The organism is Acinetobacter schindleri CIP 107287, from assembly GCF_000368625.1.
GTDB lineage: Bacteria > Pseudomonadota > Gammaproteobacteria > Pseudomonadales > Moraxellaceae > Acinetobacter > Acinetobacter schindleri.
Genome location: NZ_KB849575.1, coordinates 870,357 through 885,542, shown reverse-complemented (window position 1 = coordinate 885,542; position 15,186 = coordinate 870,357). Strand labels below are relative to the sequence as shown.

The 15,186-nt window shown below is 43.0% G+C and carries 17 protein-coding genes; 7 read left to right on the top strand and 10 right to left on the bottom strand.

Annotation, left to right across the window (positions count from 1 at the left end):
* The first annotated feature begins 5 nt into the window (after positions 1-5).
* The 3 genes from cydX (at position 6) to yddG (ending at position 1,442) form a co-directional block, all read left to right on the top strand.
* Positions 6-107, top strand: coding sequence for a cytochrome bd-I oxidase subunit CydX (gene cydX, locus F955_RS16325; RefSeq protein ID WP_004278713.1), 102 nt, complete (start codon positions 6-8; stop codon positions 105-107).
* A 3-nt stretch (positions 108-110) separates the two neighbouring features.
* Positions 111-413, top strand: coding sequence for a cyd operon YbgE family protein (locus F955_RS07400; protein ID WP_004815813.1), 303 nt, complete (start codon positions 111-113; stop codon positions 411-413).
* A gap of 144 nt (positions 414-557) precedes the next feature.
* Complete coding sequence (gene yddG, locus F955_RS07395) at positions 558-1,442, top strand: aromatic amino acid DMT transporter YddG (protein ID WP_004893078.1); 885 nt, start codon at positions 558-560, stop codon at positions 1,440-1,442.
* 106 nt (positions 1,443-1,548) lie between these two features.
* Here yddG and F955_RS07390 read toward each other — a convergent pair whose 3' ends face one another.
* From F955_RS07390 to F955_RS07360, 7 genes are all read right to left on the bottom strand, one after another.
* The gene (locus F955_RS07390) at positions 1,549-1,902 is read right to left on the bottom strand and encodes a hypothetical protein (RefSeq protein WP_228127674.1); all 354 of its coding nucleotides are present in this window, start codon (positions 1,900-1,902) and stop codon (positions 1,549-1,551) included.
* Between the two features lie 116 nt (positions 1,903-2,018).
* A complete protein-coding gene (gene rodA / locus F955_RS07385) occupies positions 2,019-3,155 on the bottom strand; it encodes a rod shape-determining protein RodA (protein ID WP_004893075.1) in 1,137 nt (378 codons plus the stop codon).
* Between the two features lie 101 nt (positions 3,156-3,256).
* Positions 3,257-3,970: a 2-C-methyl-D-erythritol 4-phosphate cytidylyltransferase gene (gene ispD / locus F955_RS07380; RefSeq protein ID WP_004893072.1), complete on the bottom strand. Its 714-nt coding sequence runs from the start codon at positions 3,968-3,970 to the stop codon at positions 3,257-3,259.
* On the bottom strand, positions 3,939-4,325 hold the full coding sequence (locus F955_RS07375; RefSeq protein ID WP_004815804.1) for a septum formation initiator family protein: 387 nt from the start codon (positions 4,323-4,325) through the stop codon (positions 3,939-3,941). The genes ispD and F955_RS07375 overlap by 32 nt, the downstream gene beginning before the upstream one ends.
* A gap of 13 nt (positions 4,326-4,338) precedes the next feature.
* Entirely contained in the window at positions 4,339-5,628 is a 1,290-nt protein-coding gene (gene eno, locus F955_RS07370) for a phosphopyruvate hydratase (RefSeq protein ID WP_004893069.1), read from the bottom strand.
* Between the two features lie 64 nt (positions 5,629-5,692).
* Positions 5,693-6,550, bottom strand: a complete 858-nt coding sequence (kdsA, locus tag F955_RS07365; protein ID WP_004893050.1) for a 3-deoxy-8-phosphooctulonate synthase — start codon at positions 6,548-6,550, stop codon at positions 5,693-5,695.
* Positions 6,551-6,580: 30 nt separating this feature from the next.
* Positions 6,581-8,221 (bottom strand): CTP synthase, encoded by a 1,641-nt coding sequence (locus F955_RS07360; RefSeq protein ID WP_004893048.1) that lies wholly within the window; start codon positions 8,219-8,221, stop codon positions 6,581-6,583.
* A gap of 227 nt (positions 8,222-8,448) precedes the next feature.
* Here F955_RS07360 and F955_RS07355 point away from each other — a divergent pair, with 227 nt between their 5' ends.
* Positions 8,449-8,883 carry a hypothetical protein gene (locus tag F955_RS07355; RefSeq protein WP_017401348.1) on the top strand — a complete coding sequence of 145 codons (435 nt, stop codon included), beginning with the start codon at positions 8,449-8,451 and terminating at the stop codon, positions 8,881-8,883.
* Positions 8,884-8,910: 27 nt separating this feature from the next.
* Here the strand turns inward: F955_RS07355 and F955_RS07350 are convergent, their stop codons facing one another.
* The 3 genes from F955_RS07350 to F955_RS07340 all read right to left on the bottom strand — a co-directional run bounded on the left by F955_RS07350 (position 8,911) and on the right by F955_RS07340 (position 12,751).
* On the bottom strand, positions 8,911-10,059 hold the full coding sequence (locus F955_RS07350; RefSeq protein WP_034429647.1) for a YheT family hydrolase: 1,149 nt from the start codon (positions 10,057-10,059) through the stop codon (positions 8,911-8,913).
* Between the two features lie 74 nt (positions 10,060-10,133).
* Positions 10,134-10,538 carry a nuclear transport factor 2 family protein gene (locus F955_RS07345; RefSeq protein WP_004893039.1) on the bottom strand — a complete coding sequence of 135 codons (405 nt, stop codon included), beginning with the start codon at positions 10,536-10,538 and terminating at the stop codon, positions 10,134-10,136.
* 188 nt (positions 10,539-10,726) lie between these two features.
* A complete protein-coding gene (locus F955_RS07340; protein WP_004893037.1) occupies positions 10,727-12,751 on the bottom strand; it encodes an NADPH-dependent 2,4-dienoyl-CoA reductase in 2,025 nt (674 codons plus the stop codon).
* 167 nt (positions 12,752-12,918) lie between these two features.
* Here F955_RS07340 and F955_RS07335 point away from each other — a divergent pair, with 167 nt between their 5' ends.
* Genes F955_RS07335 through F955_RS07325 form a run of 3 tightly spaced genes read left to right on the top strand, consistent with a single transcriptional unit; the run spans position 12,919 to position 15,149 of the window.
* Positions 12,919-13,470, top strand: coding sequence for a PadR family transcriptional regulator (locus F955_RS07335; RefSeq protein ID WP_004893032.1), 552 nt, complete (start codon positions 12,919-12,921; stop codon positions 13,468-13,470).
* A 24-nt stretch (positions 13,471-13,494) separates the two neighbouring features.
* Positions 13,495-14,424 carry an alpha/beta fold hydrolase gene (locus tag F955_RS07330; RefSeq protein WP_004893031.1) on the top strand — a complete coding sequence of 310 codons (930 nt, stop codon included), beginning with the start codon at positions 13,495-13,497 and terminating at the stop codon, positions 14,422-14,424.
* A 17-nt stretch (positions 14,425-14,441) separates the two neighbouring features.
* Positions 14,442-15,149, top strand: a complete 708-nt coding sequence (locus F955_RS07325; protein ID WP_004893026.1) for an SIR2 family NAD-dependent protein deacylase — start codon at positions 14,442-14,444, stop codon at positions 15,147-15,149.
* Positions 15,150-15,186 lie beyond the last annotated feature (37 nt).

Sequence of the window (15,186 nt, the reverse complement as noted above, 5' to 3'; positions counted from 1 at the left end):
AAATTATGTGGTATTTTGCATGGATTCTAGGAGTACTTATGGCGTGTTTTGCCAGTGTGATTGCTGCAATTTACATGGAACAGCACCAAGACCTGGATGAGGAATAAATCATGACTGAAGCTGCGCTAGAGAAACCCGTTATAGACAAGAAACCCAACAAATTTGCGATGGTGATTTCCTGCCTGCTGGCATTTCCACTCGCAGCGGTGTTACTGGTACATCCAGCTGCGATGCTGGATGACAATGGTGCATATAGTCATCGAGCCATGATGTTTATTATGATTGGTATTTCTGGAGGCTTTGTTCATGGTGTAGGCTTTATGCCACGCCACTGGTTCTGGAAATGGCTCTTTAGTCCATTTTTAGCATGGCCTTTAATGATCTGGGGCTATTACACCTGGTTCATCGCCTGAGCATTCAAACAAAATTTAAGCTCTTTTCGGAGAGCTTAAATTTGATAAATACAAGATCTTTACTCTCATATTTTTAAAAAGAACAATGATATTTTTATCAATTTTGGCCTAAACTATCTTCTAAATTTATCCTGAACAAGAGTAATGAACTCAAACAAAGCGACATTGATTGGTCTTACGGCAGTTTTCTTATGGAGTCTCATTGTTGCTCTCATCAAAGAAGTCAGTCATTACTTTGGACCGATCGGGGGAGCTGCGTTAATCTATTCATGCGCCTCGATTATTCTATTGTTCTCATTTGGCTGGACACATCTGAAAGAATTCCCCCTTAAATATCTGATTTGGGGAAGCCTGCTTTTTGTGGCTTATGAAATTTGTCTTGCCCTGTCTATAGGTTATTCAAGCAATAACAGACAAGCCATAGAAATCGGAATGGTAAATTATCTGTGGCCGACAGCCACGATTCTATTTTCAATTATTTTTAACAGGCAAAAAGCCAATTTTCTTATCTTTCCCGGGATATGTTTATCTGTGGCAGGGATCTGTCTGGTGCTTGGTGGTGAAGCTGGATTTAGCTTTAAAACAATGCTGTCCAATATACAGGCCAATCCACTGAGTTATGGACTGGCTTTAACCGGTGTCTTTCTATGGGCTGCCTATTGTACCCTGACTGCTCGTGCTGCCAATGGTAAAAATGGTATTACCTTATTCTTTATTTTGGTGTCGATTGTACTATGGACCCAATGGATTTTTTCTGCTGAGCCCATACCGAATTTCGAATTGAATTCCAGCATTTATCTGGTATTAGCTGCTTTTGCAATGGGCATTGGCTATGGGGCATGGAATATCGGAATTATGCATGGAAATGTGACTGTATTGGCAACAGCTTCATACTTTATCCCGGTTTTTTCTTCTGTGGTTTCAGCATTGATTTTGAGCACACAATTAACCTTCAGCTTCTGGAAAGGTGCATTGATGGTGTGTTTTGGTTCACTGCTTTGCTGGATGGCGACTAAAGCAAAATCATAGACCCGAAAAAACCAACCAATGTAAAGCCTAACTTTTAATCAAATAAAAATGCCATTTTTAAAGCGTCTTTATAGCCTTTGTGAACCGTATAGGTAGAATTCACCTCCTACCGTTTTAGGCACTCCATTTCATAAGTAATACCCAAATCAATGAAGGACTGATTAAAGCTTGTATCCAATGAACGAATAAATTGCAGTTCATCCTTAGCTCCAGCCAGATGCAGATTTTGTTCGGAAAACTGCTTAAGCTGTTTTAGATCTCTAGAATATTCACATGCTTTAGCAATCATAATTGTTGGATGCTCGCGACGATCCACCGACACATTGAGTGCAGCCTGTTTTAACTCTAATGCATCATAATGCTGCTTAACTTGAGATTTAAATTCCGCTGAACTCAATGGCTTTGCCGATACAGTTGCTGACAATCCCATAAGTCCAATCACCAACATTAATTTCTTCATCTCGACCCCAATATTGTAAATATAGTTATTTATCTAAGTTATTGAATATTTATAACATAAAATCTCAAGCAATAAAAAAGCCAGAATAAATCTGGCTTTTTCTTTTCTTCTATTATTTAGCGATGGGTATGGATTGACATCACAATACCCATACCGGCGAGCAAAGAAATCACAGCGGTTCCGCCATAACTCATCAGTGGTAATGGATCGCCTGTCACTGGAAGGATACCACTCACCATGCCTGAGTTCAGGAATACGAAAAAGAAAAAGGTTAGACCTGTAGCACCCGCATATAGACGGCCAAAGTTATGAAAGCTGTTCATTCCGATCATCAAGCAACGAATAATAATAGCGGTAAACAGACTAAATAATAAAAATACACCGATAAAACCAAATTCTTCGGCATAAGTCGACATAATAAAGTCAGTATGATGCTCTGGCAGATAACCCAGATGTGACTGTGTCCCTTGCGAATAACCTTTGCCAGTCATTCCTCCAGAACCAATGGCGATTTTAGACTGGATAATATTCCAGCCTGCACCGAGTGCATCTGATTCAGGATCAAATAGCGTCAGGACACGTTTTTTCTGATATTCCTGTAACAGGAACATCCACATTAATGGTGCGACCACAGCTAATGCTGCCATTGCACCGCCAATCAAGCGCCAGGACATACCACTCAGAAATAAAACAAAGATCCCCGGAATCACCAGCCCGATATTCAAGTCAGGCTGCAATGCCACAAGCACAAATGGAATACCCAACAAAATTAAGGCACCGATGATATGCATAAACTTGGGTGGAAATGGCTTACGCGCGAAGTACCAGGCCATCATCAGTGGCATGGCAAATTTCATCACTTCACTCGGCTGCATACTTCCCACGCCCGGCAAAGTAATCCAGCGTGTTGCTCCAAGTCGTCTTTCACCAATCACAAAGACCAGCAATAGCATAAAAATCCCGAAGGCATAAAAATACGGGCTTGCGGCTTGATACACTTTTGGCGGAACCTGCGCACAGATAAACATCACCACAAAACCGACACCAAAACTGATCGCCTGACGGATCACCATGCCTGAGTTTTCAGAGGTCGCACTATAAACTACCATCAACCCCAAGGCAGCATTCAGTAAAAGGAAGCATAGCAACCACGGGTCCAGATGTAGCTTGGTCCATCTTGAGGAATCGTGTTTTATACTCAATCCATCACGTGCGGATTGTCGTAAAAAACGATACTGCTGTGAAGGTATCATTGTGACAAAAGGTTCAAAACTAACAATGGCGAAATTATAAGTGAAAGCAGCGGAGAATTGATCGCCAGTGCTCTATTTATTATGTATTTCTTCAAATAAATTTAGGCTTGTGCTGCCAGAATCAGACGAGCCAGTTCCAGGTCATCCGGATAGGTAATTTTGAGATTATCAGATCGCCCCTGAACTACACGTACGGTTTCACCTACATGCTCAAGTGCACTAGCTTCATCGGTAATATTGGCACCATCTTGTAATGCCTGTTCAATGGCATGTTTTAACCGGCCTAGTTTGGCCATTTGTGGTGTTTGAGCCTGCCAGAGAGTCGAACGGTCTACTGTAGTTTCGATATCCTGACCTTGTACGACGCGCTTTAAGGTATCGCGGACTGGAATTGCCAAAATAGCAGCTTGATCAGTTTCAGTCGCCGTATTGACCAGATCAATCAATGCATTTTGACTGACACATGGACGTGCCGCATCATGTACCAATACCCAATCTTCTTCTGAAGTGATTTCAGTTAGGTAAGCTAAGGCATTGAGGACAGAATTGACCCGCTCTGTACCGCCGGCACAAAAATGGGCTTTATCCTGATTGGAAAATGGCAAGGTTATAGCAACATTATCCTGACTACCGATCGCCAGCACATAACCGGTCAGTGGAAGTTGATTCAGACGTGCAACCGTATGTTCAAGAACAGTACGCTTCTGAATCATTTGATATTGCTTTAGTTCTGTTTTAGAGAATCTGCTACCCGAACCTGCAGCTGGAATGATAGCCCATAATTTATGGTGTGCTTGAATTTTCAGCTGACTCATTGGTACGCAGGTCTACTTTAGAATTTTGATCGAGATAAATCGGTTTATATTGAGTACTGATGGTACTCATCTGCACAAAAGTTTCATGCGGCTTAATTAAGCCCAGATCCAGACGTGCATGTTCTTCAATGGCTTGATCACCATTTTTCAGATCATAAACTTCAGCTGCCAGCACACGGTTGCGCTCTTTCAGCTCTTCATTCAGTTCTACTTGTTGTTGTATTTTCTGTGTCAGTGCCTGATGGTCTTGATAACCACCCTCACCAAACCAGTATAAATATTGAAACCCTGCGATCACAAGGATCGCAAGGCCCAACAGTACTTTACTCATCAAAGAGTCGAATACATTTAACATCAACGATAATCGCTTAGTTCAAACCTTTGAATTCAGCTTTACCGCGATATGCAGCATTAGTCAATTCTTCGATACGAAGTAATTGATTATATTTCGCTACACGGTCAGAACGGCAAAGTGAACCAGTCTTGATTTGACCTGCTGCTGTACCTACTGCAAGATCCGCAATAGTTGAATCTTCAGTTTCACCTGAACGGTGAGAAATTACAGTAGAGTAACCGTTTGCTTTTGCAAGGTAGATTGCATCTAAAGTTTCAGTCAAAGTACCGATCTGGTTGTACTTGATTAGAATAGAGTTACCTACTTTCTCATTGATACCACGTTGCAGAATCTTAGGATTCGTAACGAACAGGTCATCACCAACCAGCTGGATCTTGTCACCCAGAATCGAAGTCAGGTAAGACCAGCCTTCCCAGTCAGATTCATCCAGACCATCTTCAATCGAGATAATCGGGTACTGATTTACCAGACCTGCAAGGTAGTCAGAGAACTGGTTGCTTGTGAATGCTTTATTACCTTCACCTGCAAGAATGTACTGACCATCTTTGTAGAATTCTGAAGACGCACAGTCAAGCGCAAGCATGATGTCAGAACCCGCTTTGTAGCCAGTTTTTTCAATTGCTTCAAGAATAACAGTGATCGCTTCTTCGTTTGAACGTAAGTTCGGAGCAAAACCACCTTCATCACCAACAGCAGTATTTAAACCCTGTTTTTTAAGTACTGATTTAAGTGAATGAAAGATTTCAGCGCCAGCGCGAAGTGCTTCAGAGAATGAAGTGAAACCTACAGGCTCAATCATGAACTCTTGAATGTCAACGTTGTTGTCCGCATGTGAACCACCATTCAGGATGTTCATCATTGGAACAGGCATTGTCAGAATGCTGTTGTTACGAAGGTCTGCGATGTATTGGAAAAGTGGGATTTTCTTTTCTTCAGCCGCAGCACGTGCAGCAGCAAGCGAAACTGCCAGAGTTGCGTTTGCACCTAGTTTTTCTTTGTTTTCAGTACCATCTAAAGCGATCATCGTGTTATCGATGTCTTTTTGTTCAAATACTGATTTACCAACCAAAGCTTCACGGATCAAAGTGTTTACGTTGTTAACCGCAGTTTTAACACCTTTACCCAGGTAACGTGCCTTGTCGCCATCACGAAGTTCTAAAGCTTCACGAGAACCAGTTGAAGCACCAGATGGTGCACATGCACGGCCAACTACGCCAGATGCTAAGATAACGTCTGCTTCGATGGTTGGATTACCACGAGAGTCCAAAATTTCACGTGCACGAATGTCAACGATTTGACTCATGAACTATTCCTCAGTTGATTAATAAAAATGATGCGTCAAAAAAGACGCATCAATGTGTATTGAATTAATGTGTATCTAGCTTTGCGAAACCTTTGACCAAGGTATCTAATTCTTTCAGCTGCGCCAGGAAAGGCTCAAGCTGTGACAGGCGCAATGCGCAAGGACCATCACACTTGGCTTTTTCCGGATCCGGATGTGCTTCCAGGAACAGGCCTGCAAGACCTGTTGCCATACCCGCGCGCGCCAGTGTCGTGATCTGGGCACGACGACCACCAGCAGAGTCAGCACGACCGCCTGGCGTTTGAAGCGCATGGGTAACGTCAAAGAACACCGGTACATTCATTTCCTTCATGATGTCGAAGCCCAGCATGTCTACAACCAGATTGTTATAGCCAAATGCCGAACCACGTTCACAAAGAATCAGTTTGTCATTTCCTGCTTCCAGACACTTGTGCAGAATGTGGCGCATTTCATGTGGAGCAAGGAACTGGGCTTTCTTGATGTTGATAATAGCATCAGTTTTTGCCATTGCTTCAACCAGGTCAGTCTGACGACTTAAGAAAGCTGGCAACTGAATAATGTCGGCAACCTCTGCCACAGGAGCCGCTTGATACGGCTCATGTACATCGGTAATGATCGGCACATTAAAGTGTTTTTTAATGTCCACTAACCACTCAATTCCTTTTTCGAGCCCAGGCCCACGGAAAGAGTTCAAACTTGAACGGTTGGCTTTATCAAAACTTGCCTTGAATACGTATGGGATTCCCAAACGTTTACAGATATCTACATAAGTTTCTGCAATTTCAAAAGCCAGGTCTTTGGACTCGAGTACGTTCATCCCGCCGAATAGTACAAATGGCAAATGATTTGCCATTTGTATATCGCCTAAACGTACAATCTCTTGTGGTTTTAACTGCGACATTTAAACTTCCTAGTTGTGTCCTGACACCAATTATTGTGCTTTTTGATGCTGTTTTTTTGCAGCGTCGATGAAGCCAGCAAATAATGGATGACCATCACGTGGTGAACTTGTAAATTCCGGGTGGAATTGTACCGCAATAAACCAAGGATGTTCAGGAATTTCAACAGTTTCTACTAAATGTTGTACTGGTGAATAACCAGAAATCTTCATGCCTTTCTCTTCCAGCACTGGGATATAACGGTTGTTCATTTCGTAACGGTGACGGTGACGCTCGATGATTTCATCAGAACCGTACACAGCAGCAGTCTTGGTCCCTGGTACCAGTTCAGACTTCTGTGCACCTAGACGCATGGTACCGCCAAGGTCAGAATCTACAGAACGCTGTTGCACTTCACCACGCTCATCTAACCATTCAGTGATCAGACCAATCAATGGAGATTTGGTTGAACGGTTGAATTCAGTCGAGGTTGCATCAGCAATACCAGCCACGTTACGTGCATATTCAATTACCGCAAGCTGCATACCCAAGCAGATACCCAGGAATGGTACGCCATTTTCACGGGCGTATTTGATTGCCTGCATCTTGCCTTCAGTACCACGTTCACCGAAACCACCTGGAACCAAGATCGAGTCAGCATCTTTCAGTACTTCGCTTACATCCTGACTTTCAAGCTCTTCAGCATTCACATAGTCGATCTGAACTTTAACGCGATTTTGAATCCCTGCATGTAAAAGTGCCTCATTCACAGATTTATATGCATCTGGAAGTTCAACGTATTTACCGACCATTGCAACACGCACTGTGTATTCAGGATTCAGTAAAGCTTCTACAACGTTATCCCAATCTGTTAAGTCAGCTTCAGGAAGGTCGTTATAACCAAAACGTTCACAGATTAAATCGTCAACATTTTGTTCGTAGAATGTACGTGGGATCTGATAAATCGTACGCGCATCTTTACATACGACAACTGCACGTGCTTCAACGTTAGTGAACAGTGCAATTTTACGCGTAGTATCTGCATCAACATCGTGTTCAGTACGACAGATCAGAATGTCTGGCTGAATACCAATCGACAGAAGTTCTTTAACAGAGTGCTGTGTTGGTTTGGTTTTTAATTCTGCTGCAGACTTAATGTATGGGAGTAACGTTAAGTGCATAAGCATCGTGCGCTTGTGACCAAGTTCAACCATTAACTGACGTACAGATTCCATGAATGGGAGAGATTCAATGTCACCTACTGTACCGCCGATCTCAACGATCGCAACGTCATAACCTTCACCAGCGCGAAGTACACGTTCTTTAATATTATCAGTAATGTGTGGAATAACTTGCACAGTACCACCCAGGTAGTCACCACGGCGTTCTTTATTCAGAACATCCTGATAAACACGACCTGATGTGAAGTTATTCAGTTTGGTCATTTTCGCACGACGTAAGAAACGTTCGTAGTAACCCAAGTCTAAGTCTGTTTCAGCACCGTCTTCTGTAACAAAAACTTCACCATGTTGGAATGGGCTCATGGTCCCTGGATCGACATTAATGTATGGATCCATTTTTACCATGGTCACTTTTAAACCACGGGCTTCTAAAAGTGCAGCAACAGAAGCAGCTGAAATACCTTTACCTAGTGATGATACAACACCACCAGTAACGAAAATAAAATGGGTCATTGGGTTTCTCGTACAATCGAGCCTAAATAGGCCTGCAATGTTGCGCAATTTTACTTTACCTTGCACCTAGAAAGCAAAGTCAATCCGCATCAATTCAAAGAACAATAAACAATTGACTATTCTAGCAGCATTTCCGATAAAAAATTAGAGTAAGTTCAGATCATTTCTATCTGCTAATTTACTGCTATAATATTGTAATCCCCTCTACATTTACCTATGAAGTAATGATGAATAAGAAACTTTTAATCTGTGGCGCGCTTGCAACCGGACTTTTACTTACTGCATGTGTAAAGAAAGAAGCTCCAAAGGAAGAGGAACAGACTGAAGTTGCTGCAGCATCGGAAGCAACCCCAGTAGAACAGCCGAATTTCGAAACACTGGAACCTGCAGAACAAGATCAGCCTTTAATTGAAGAAATTCCTGAAACAGTTGAAGTGATTCGTGAAGAAACGCCGAATACCACAACTGAAATTCGTCGTGAAACTCGACCTGCTCTAAGTACTCCTGCTACAGCACCGGCAGCATCACAACCTGCTCAAGCACCAAACATCCAGGATTCTGAGACTGAGTACAAGCCTAAAACCAATTCAGGTGCAGAACAGTCAGAGGATGATGCTGTGGCAGACGCCATTGCAGCCGCTACACCAGCACTTGAAAACTGATTATTGTTTTCAATTAAAAAACCCAGCTTATGCTGGGTTTTTTAATGCTACGTATTCAGGTTCTGCTTCTTCTATTGCTGCCGCCGCCATAGAAAGCTGCTTCAGATACTGTGCCATAAGAAGAGTAGCCCATGATTCAGTTCTGGTTAAGCCCTGATAAAAACCGCAATGACTGCCCCTTTTCGTAGTAACTACAATAATATTCGGCATAGCACGGATACGGTCTTTATATGGATGTAGATTATTAATATGACAGACTGGGTCGTCTTCTGCATTCAGAATCATCAATGGGATTTTGACATTTTCAAAGACATAAATTGGATTCGTGGCTTTGGTATAGGTTTCATAGTCTTCATAGCCAGCCAGCTGAAAATACAGCTTCTCAAAATCGGCCAGATTTTGAACGGAAAGAATCTGCTCCCAGGAAGGTATATTTTTCCAGGTGTCCTGATAAGGATGAATAAATTTTTTCAGTAATTTTTTAGTCATAACCTTACTATAAAATGGATGCACATAAGCAAAACCACTTTCAGTGTTATAGCCCGGACACAGTGCAAAGGCTGCTTTGAGTGGAGTTTGCTCACCCTCTTCTCCCAGATAGCGTACCAACAAACCTGTGCCAGCGGAAGAACCTACACCATATAGTTCAGATTGCGGGAATTTATCCTGAATATAAAGTAACTGTTCACGTAAATCCTGAGTGGAGCCAAACAGGTTCATTTTCGGAACAGGCATCGGCAAATTGGCATGACCACGGCGTAAACATAATGCCACTCGCCAACCCGTGTGCAGATGCAGATCTCTGACCAGCTCACCCATTGATTCTGGTGAACCGGTAATGGTATGCAGTAAAACAATCGTTGGCGTATCTACTGGCAGGTCGAGTCCATACCAGGCAATACCAGTGATTCCGCCATCCGACATGTTCAGCTGCTCAATTGCATCATATTTTAGTTTGATAGTTTTCTTTTTGATCAAGTCAAAATACAGAATATGGGCATGCGCATTGCATAGCCACGGTGTAGGACGGTATTTTTGCTTTAATTGTGGTAAATGATCAATCAGGTTCTGAAATACGCCATTTGGGTTGTAATATAAAGTAGGCGTGTCCGCACCAATCACACGGTCCAAATATTCACCTGAAAGCTGAACTACTTTTTTTATCAACATTTTCATTTGTCTTTCCATCCAGTTGTCCTTCAGTGACTTACAAATTTCATGCCGGGTTATATGATGGCTCCTAAATCAGACTAGTTTTGGAAGGCCATCATCCGCTGTCCCATTTGTGCAGCAAGCGCTTCAAGACCTGACTTCGGCCGAATCATCACTTCGAAGTCGATAATTTTTCCTTCATCATTGAACTGAATCATATCGATACCCTTTAATTTCTTATCCCCCACATTGGCAGAAAACTCAAGTACAACATGGTTACCGTCTTCTGAATAGAAAGTACGGTGATACGTAAAGTTCTCGAAGACCTGAATCACATTAGTCAAAATAAAAAAGACTACAGGCTTACCTGAGTATGGATTAAATGCCACTGGTGAACGAAATACCACTTCATCTGCGAGTAATTCATTCAGAATATTCATGTCACGGCTTTCCAACATTTCGTGCCAACGCGTGATTGCAGTTTGGGTTATTTGTAGTGTCATTATTATTTCCTTTTTGTTGTAAAGTCCCCCTTTGCAAAAAGGGGGACTTAGGGTGATTCTGTTGTTTCAGAATAGAATCCTCTCCCTAACCCTCTCCTTTAACAAAGGAGAGGGAATGTTGCGAATCAACTTTCTTTCATGACAATTTCGTATGAAAGCAAAAACTGTCATCTTTTAAATTTTATCAATTAAATTACCGCAGCCAATTCAGCACCTTGACGAATCGCGCGCTTGGCATCCAGTTCACCGGCTTCTTTAGCTCCCCCGATCAGATGCACGCTCTTGCCTGACTGTTTCAGTTCATCAAACATGGCAGTATAAGATTCCTGACCTGCACAGATGATGACATTATCTACTTCAAGCAACGTTGGCTGACCGTTGACTGTAATATGCAAGCCCTGATCATCCACTTTTTCATAGCTGACACCAGGGATCATTTTTACGTGACGGTGTTTCAGGCCTGTACGATGAATCCATCCGGTTGTTTTGCCCAGATCTGCGCCCACGGATTTTGCTTTACGCTGCATCAAGTAAATTTCACGACTTGGCTGTTCTACACTTGGCTGTTTTAAACCACCAACATTGTCATAATCGGTATCGATTCCCCATTCATCATAGAATTTCTGCGGATTGACGCTGCCACTTTCACCTTCATGGCTTAAATATTCCGCTGTATCAAAACCAATACCGCCTGCACCAATAATGGCAACATGCTGGCCCACAGGCTTACGCTCTTTTAGTACATCCAGATAAGACAGGACTTTTGGATGATCAATGCCTGGAATATCCAGCTGACGTGGATTCACCCCAGTCGCTACGACGATGTCATCAAATTCTGAAGACAGCAGCTGCTCAAAAGTCGCTGTATGATTCAGTTTGAGCTGAATACGGGGTTGCAATTCGATCTGGCGTTTAAAGTAACGAATGGTTTCGTAGAATTCTTCTTTGCCTGGAACAGTTTTGGCAATATTAAACTGACCGCCAATCTGATTAGATGCCTCGAAGACAGTAACACGATGACCACGACCTGCAGCATAAATCGCAAAACTTAAACCAGCTGGACCCGCACCAATTACTGCAATATTTTTTGGTGTAGACACTTCTTTAAAAATCAGTTCAGTTTCATAGCAGGCGCGCGGATTAACCAGACAGGTCGCAATTTTCATCGAGAAAATATGATCCAGACAAGCCTGATTACAGCCAATACAGGTATTGATTTCATCACTACGGCCCTGCTCCGCCTTTACCACAAACTCTGCATCCGCCAGCATCGGCCGCGCCATGGAAACCATATCCGCATGACCGGCAGCCAGGACATATTCTGCCATTTCTGGGGTATTGATACGGTTTGAGGTAATTAAAGGAACCTTGACTGAACCTTTTAGCTTTTCAGTTACCCAGGTAAAAGCTGCACGTGGCACTTTGGTCGCAATGGTTGGAATACGCGCTTCATGCCAGCCAATCCCTGTATTGATAATCGTTGCACCTGCTTTTTCGATTTCCTGTGCCAGCTGAATCACTTCTTCTAGCGTTGAACCACCTTCAACCAGATCCAGCATCGACAGACGATAGATGATAATAAAGTTCTCACCTACGCTTTCACGGGTCCGGCGCACAATTTCAATCGGGAAACGGATACGGTTTTCATAACTGCCACCCCACTCGTCATCACGGTGGTTGGTACGTGCGGCAATAAATTCATTGATCAGATAGCCTTCTGATCCCATGATTTCTACACCATCATAACCGGCATATTGGGCTAAGCGTGCACAGTTAGCAAAATCATCAATAGTCTGCTGGACTTCACTCGAAGTTAAGGCATGCGGTTTGACCGGATTGATTGGTGCCTGAATCGCAGACGGCGCGACATTTTCAGCCTGATAGGAATAACGTCCGGTATGCAAAATCTGCATGGCGATCTTGCCGCCAGCATCATGCACTGCTTGAGTAATTACCTTGTGCTTCTCAGCTTCTTCTATCGTATCGAGCTTGGAGCCACCTTGGAAAGTCACACCGTGATCATTTGGCGAAATGCCACCAGTCACAATCAGGGCAACCCCCCCTTTGGCACGTTCAGCATAGAATGCCGCCATACGATCATAACCACCTGGGGCTTCCTCCAACCCGACGTGCATAGAACCCATCAAAACCCGGTTTTTTAATGTGGTAAAGCCCAGATCTAATGGGGCAAGTAAATGCGGATACTTTGACATTTCGACTCCTTAGCGTGCCTGTCAGCTGGCTATTTTTATATCGGCTGATGTGAAATTCCCCTCAGTCATCAGCTTTTATGCAACTTGTTGCATTAATTTATAGTTCAGAATTGATTTTTATGCAACATGTTGCATAATAATCTCGAGTCATTTTTCTTGAGACGTTTATGTCTTTATCGCATGTTCTATTGACCAGTTTACTGGAAAAACCAAGTACCGGTATTGAGTTAGGACGCCGTTTTGACCGTTCGATGGGCTTTTTCTGGAATGCCACCCATCAGCAGATCTATCGTGAACTGAATGCCATGTTACAAAAAGGCTGGATCTCTACCATAGAAGATGAAGATAGCGGTTCACGTAAAAAGACTTATCAGGTAGAACGTCCAGGACGTGAAGAACTGGCCAACTGGATGCTGGAACAAAGTCCACCGGCTCAACTGCGTGAAGAACTAATGGTACGCTTACGTGCTGAAGCCCAAATGGGCAGCAATACTATTTTGCCAGAATTGGAAAGGCATCTAGAGTTGCACCGGGAAAAACTGAATATTTACCGACAGATTTTTGCCAAAGATTTTGCAACAGCTGACGAAAATAACCGCACACTGTATATTCATAAAATGATTCTGCAACTGGGTATCGATCTGGAAGTAGGCTGGATTAGCTGGTTAGAAATCATGATTCCAAAATTAAAACAATTTAATAATGCAGCTGCTGGCTAGCATATAAAAATAAGGACTCAGTCGATGTCATATTACAAAATGCCCGATGGCGAAATGCTTTTTGTACGCGAATATGGACAGGGTCAGCCGGTACTGGTGTTGTCCGGCCTGGGGATGTTGAGCTGGCAATGGGCGGCTTTCCTCTATCCGCATCGGCATCAGTTCAGATTTATTATTCCGGAGTGGCGCGGTTTTGGTGCTTCCAGTGATTGCAAGATTCCAGATATGGATGCGATTTCCAGTCACTGGCTGGATGTGCAGTCGGTAATCCAGCAATTACATCTTGATAAGGTGATGGTGATTGCATATTCCATGGGTGCTACTACGGCCATGCATGGTATGCACTATGCTGATTTCGCCGAGCATATCACTGCTTATCTGCATATTGACCAGACCCCAAAAATCCCGGTAGATGACAGTTGGGGCTATGGCCTGTTTGGTGAACATCATCCGGTATTTATTTCTATTCTGACCCAGATTTCAGAATTACTGGCACCACATCAGAATGTAAAATACATTAAAGATTTGGACAGTAACACTCGCCATCAGATTGCCAAACTTTGGCTGCAGTTTATTGGCTTGCAAAATAACAATAAATACAGCCTGAAAGCCTTTGAATGGATTATGAATCAGCCACGCCTGCAAAGTCTGCTATTACCATCAAACCGGGTCGACTATATGGCCTGGTATATCAATAATTATCTTTACCATCGAGAGGATTACCGTGCGGCGATTCAAAAACTAAAATGCCCGGTGACTTTCCTTAGCGGCTCACAATCCAAACTTTATCCAGTTGAAGGTCAAACCCTGATTACCCAAAGCATTCCACATGCCAAACAGGTACGTTTTGAAAAATCCGGGCATACTCCACTTTTGACTGAACCGGTAAAATTTAGCAAGGAAATCGCGGCATTCTTAAAAGCCAGTGCTAAGCACAGCAATCACGCAGCTTAGAGGAAAAAAGAAACAAAATGAAAAAACTGGTGGTCTTTTCTGGTGCAGGTATGAGTGCTGAAAGCGGAATCAATACCTTCCGCGACAGTGATGGTCTTTGGGAACAGCATCGCGTAGAAGATGTGGCAACACCAGAAGCATGGCGACGTGATCCCGAACTGGTACAGCGCTTCTATAATGAACGGCGCAAAAAGATTCTGGCTGCACAACCCAATGCTGCGCATCAAATGATTGCTGAATTGGAAGTTGCTTATGACATACATGTGATTACCCAGAATATTGATGATCTGCATGAACGTGCTGGAAGTTCAAAAGTTATTCACCTGCATGGCAATATCCGGCTGGCAAAAACGTCTGGACCAAAAGCGCAATACACCACCGAGTTTTATCCAATTGATGGAGCTGAACTGGATCTCAATAAACACCTTTGTAAGGATGGCTATCCACTGCGTCCGCATGTCGTGTGGTTTGGTGAAGCTGTACCTGCTTATGCAGAAGCACAGGACTGTGCGCAGGATACTGATATTTTCATTGTGATTGGTACCAGCTTGCAGGTTTATCCGGTTGCTGGCTTGATTCATGAGATTTCATCGAATTGCAGCGCTTACTATATTGATCCTAAAGCCAATCAGCAGCACTTACCTCCTCAGTTTGAGAAAATTGCCATGACTGCTACCCAAGGCATGCAATATCTGAAAGATAAACTGCTCAATGAAGCTAGATAGTCAATAAAAAGACAAAGTCAGCATTGACACATTGCAA

What these genes read in the sequence shown, in the direction of transcription:
- yddG (WP_004893078.1), top strand. Translation starts at nt 558, where the DNA reads ATGAACTCAAACAAAGCGACATTGATTGGTCTTACGGCAGTTTTCTTA.
- kdsA (WP_004893050.1), bottom strand. Translation starts at nt 6,550, where the DNA reads ATGTCGCAGTTAAAACCACAAGAGATTGTACGTTTAGGCGATATACAA.
- F955_RS07330 (WP_004893031.1), top strand. Translation starts at nt 13,495, where the DNA reads ATGTCATATTACAAAATGCCCGATGGCGAAATGCTTTTTGTACGCGAA.
- F955_RS07375 (WP_004815804.1), bottom strand. Translation starts at nt 4,325, where the DNA reads ATGTTAAATGTATTCGACTCTTTGATGAGTAAAGTACTGTTGGGCCTT.
- F955_RS07325 (WP_004893026.1), top strand. Translation starts at nt 14,442, where the DNA reads ATGAAAAAACTGGTGGTCTTTTCTGGTGCAGGTATGAGTGCTGAAAGC.
- F955_RS07335 (WP_004893032.1), top strand. Translation starts at nt 12,919, where the DNA reads ATGTCTTTATCGCATGTTCTATTGACCAGTTTACTGGAAAAACCAAGT.
- F955_RS07350 (WP_034429647.1), bottom strand. Translation starts at nt 10,059, where the DNA reads ATGAAAATGTTGATAAAAAAAGTAGTTCAGCTTTCAGGTGAATATTTG.
- rodA (WP_004893075.1), bottom strand. Translation starts at nt 3,155, where the DNA reads ATGATACCTTCACAGCAGTATCGTTTTTTACGACAATCCGCACGTGAT.
- cydX (WP_004278713.1), top strand. Translation starts at nt 6, where the DNA reads ATGTGGTATTTTGCATGGATTCTAGGAGTACTTATGGCGTGTTTTGCC.
- F955_RS07360 (WP_004893048.1), bottom strand. Translation starts at nt 8,221, where the DNA reads ATGACCCATTTTATTTTCGTTACTGGTGGTGTTGTATCATCACTAGGT.
- F955_RS07400 (WP_004815813.1), top strand. Translation starts at nt 111, where the DNA reads ATGACTGAAGCTGCGCTAGAGAAACCCGTTATAGACAAGAAACCCAAC.
- eno (WP_004893069.1), bottom strand. Translation starts at nt 5,628, where the DNA reads ATGAGTCAAATCGTTGACATTCGTGCACGTGAAATTTTGGACTCTCGT.
- F955_RS07345 (WP_004893039.1), bottom strand. Translation starts at nt 10,538, where the DNA reads ATGACACTACAAATAACCCAAACTGCAATCACGCGTTGGCACGAAATG.
- F955_RS07340 (WP_004893037.1), bottom strand. Translation starts at nt 12,751, where the DNA reads ATGTCAAAGTATCCGCATTTACTTGCCCCATTAGATCTGGGCTTTACC.
- ispD (WP_004893072.1), bottom strand. Translation starts at nt 3,970, where the DNA reads ATGAGTCAGCTGAAAATTCAAGCACACCATAAATTATGGGCTATCATT.
- F955_RS07390 (WP_228127674.1), bottom strand. Translation starts at nt 1,902, where the DNA reads ATGAAGAAATTAATGTTGGTGATTGGACTTATGGGATTGTCAGCAACT.
- F955_RS07355 (WP_017401348.1), top strand. Translation starts at nt 8,449, where the DNA reads ATGAATAAGAAACTTTTAATCTGTGGCGCGCTTGCAACCGGACTTTTA.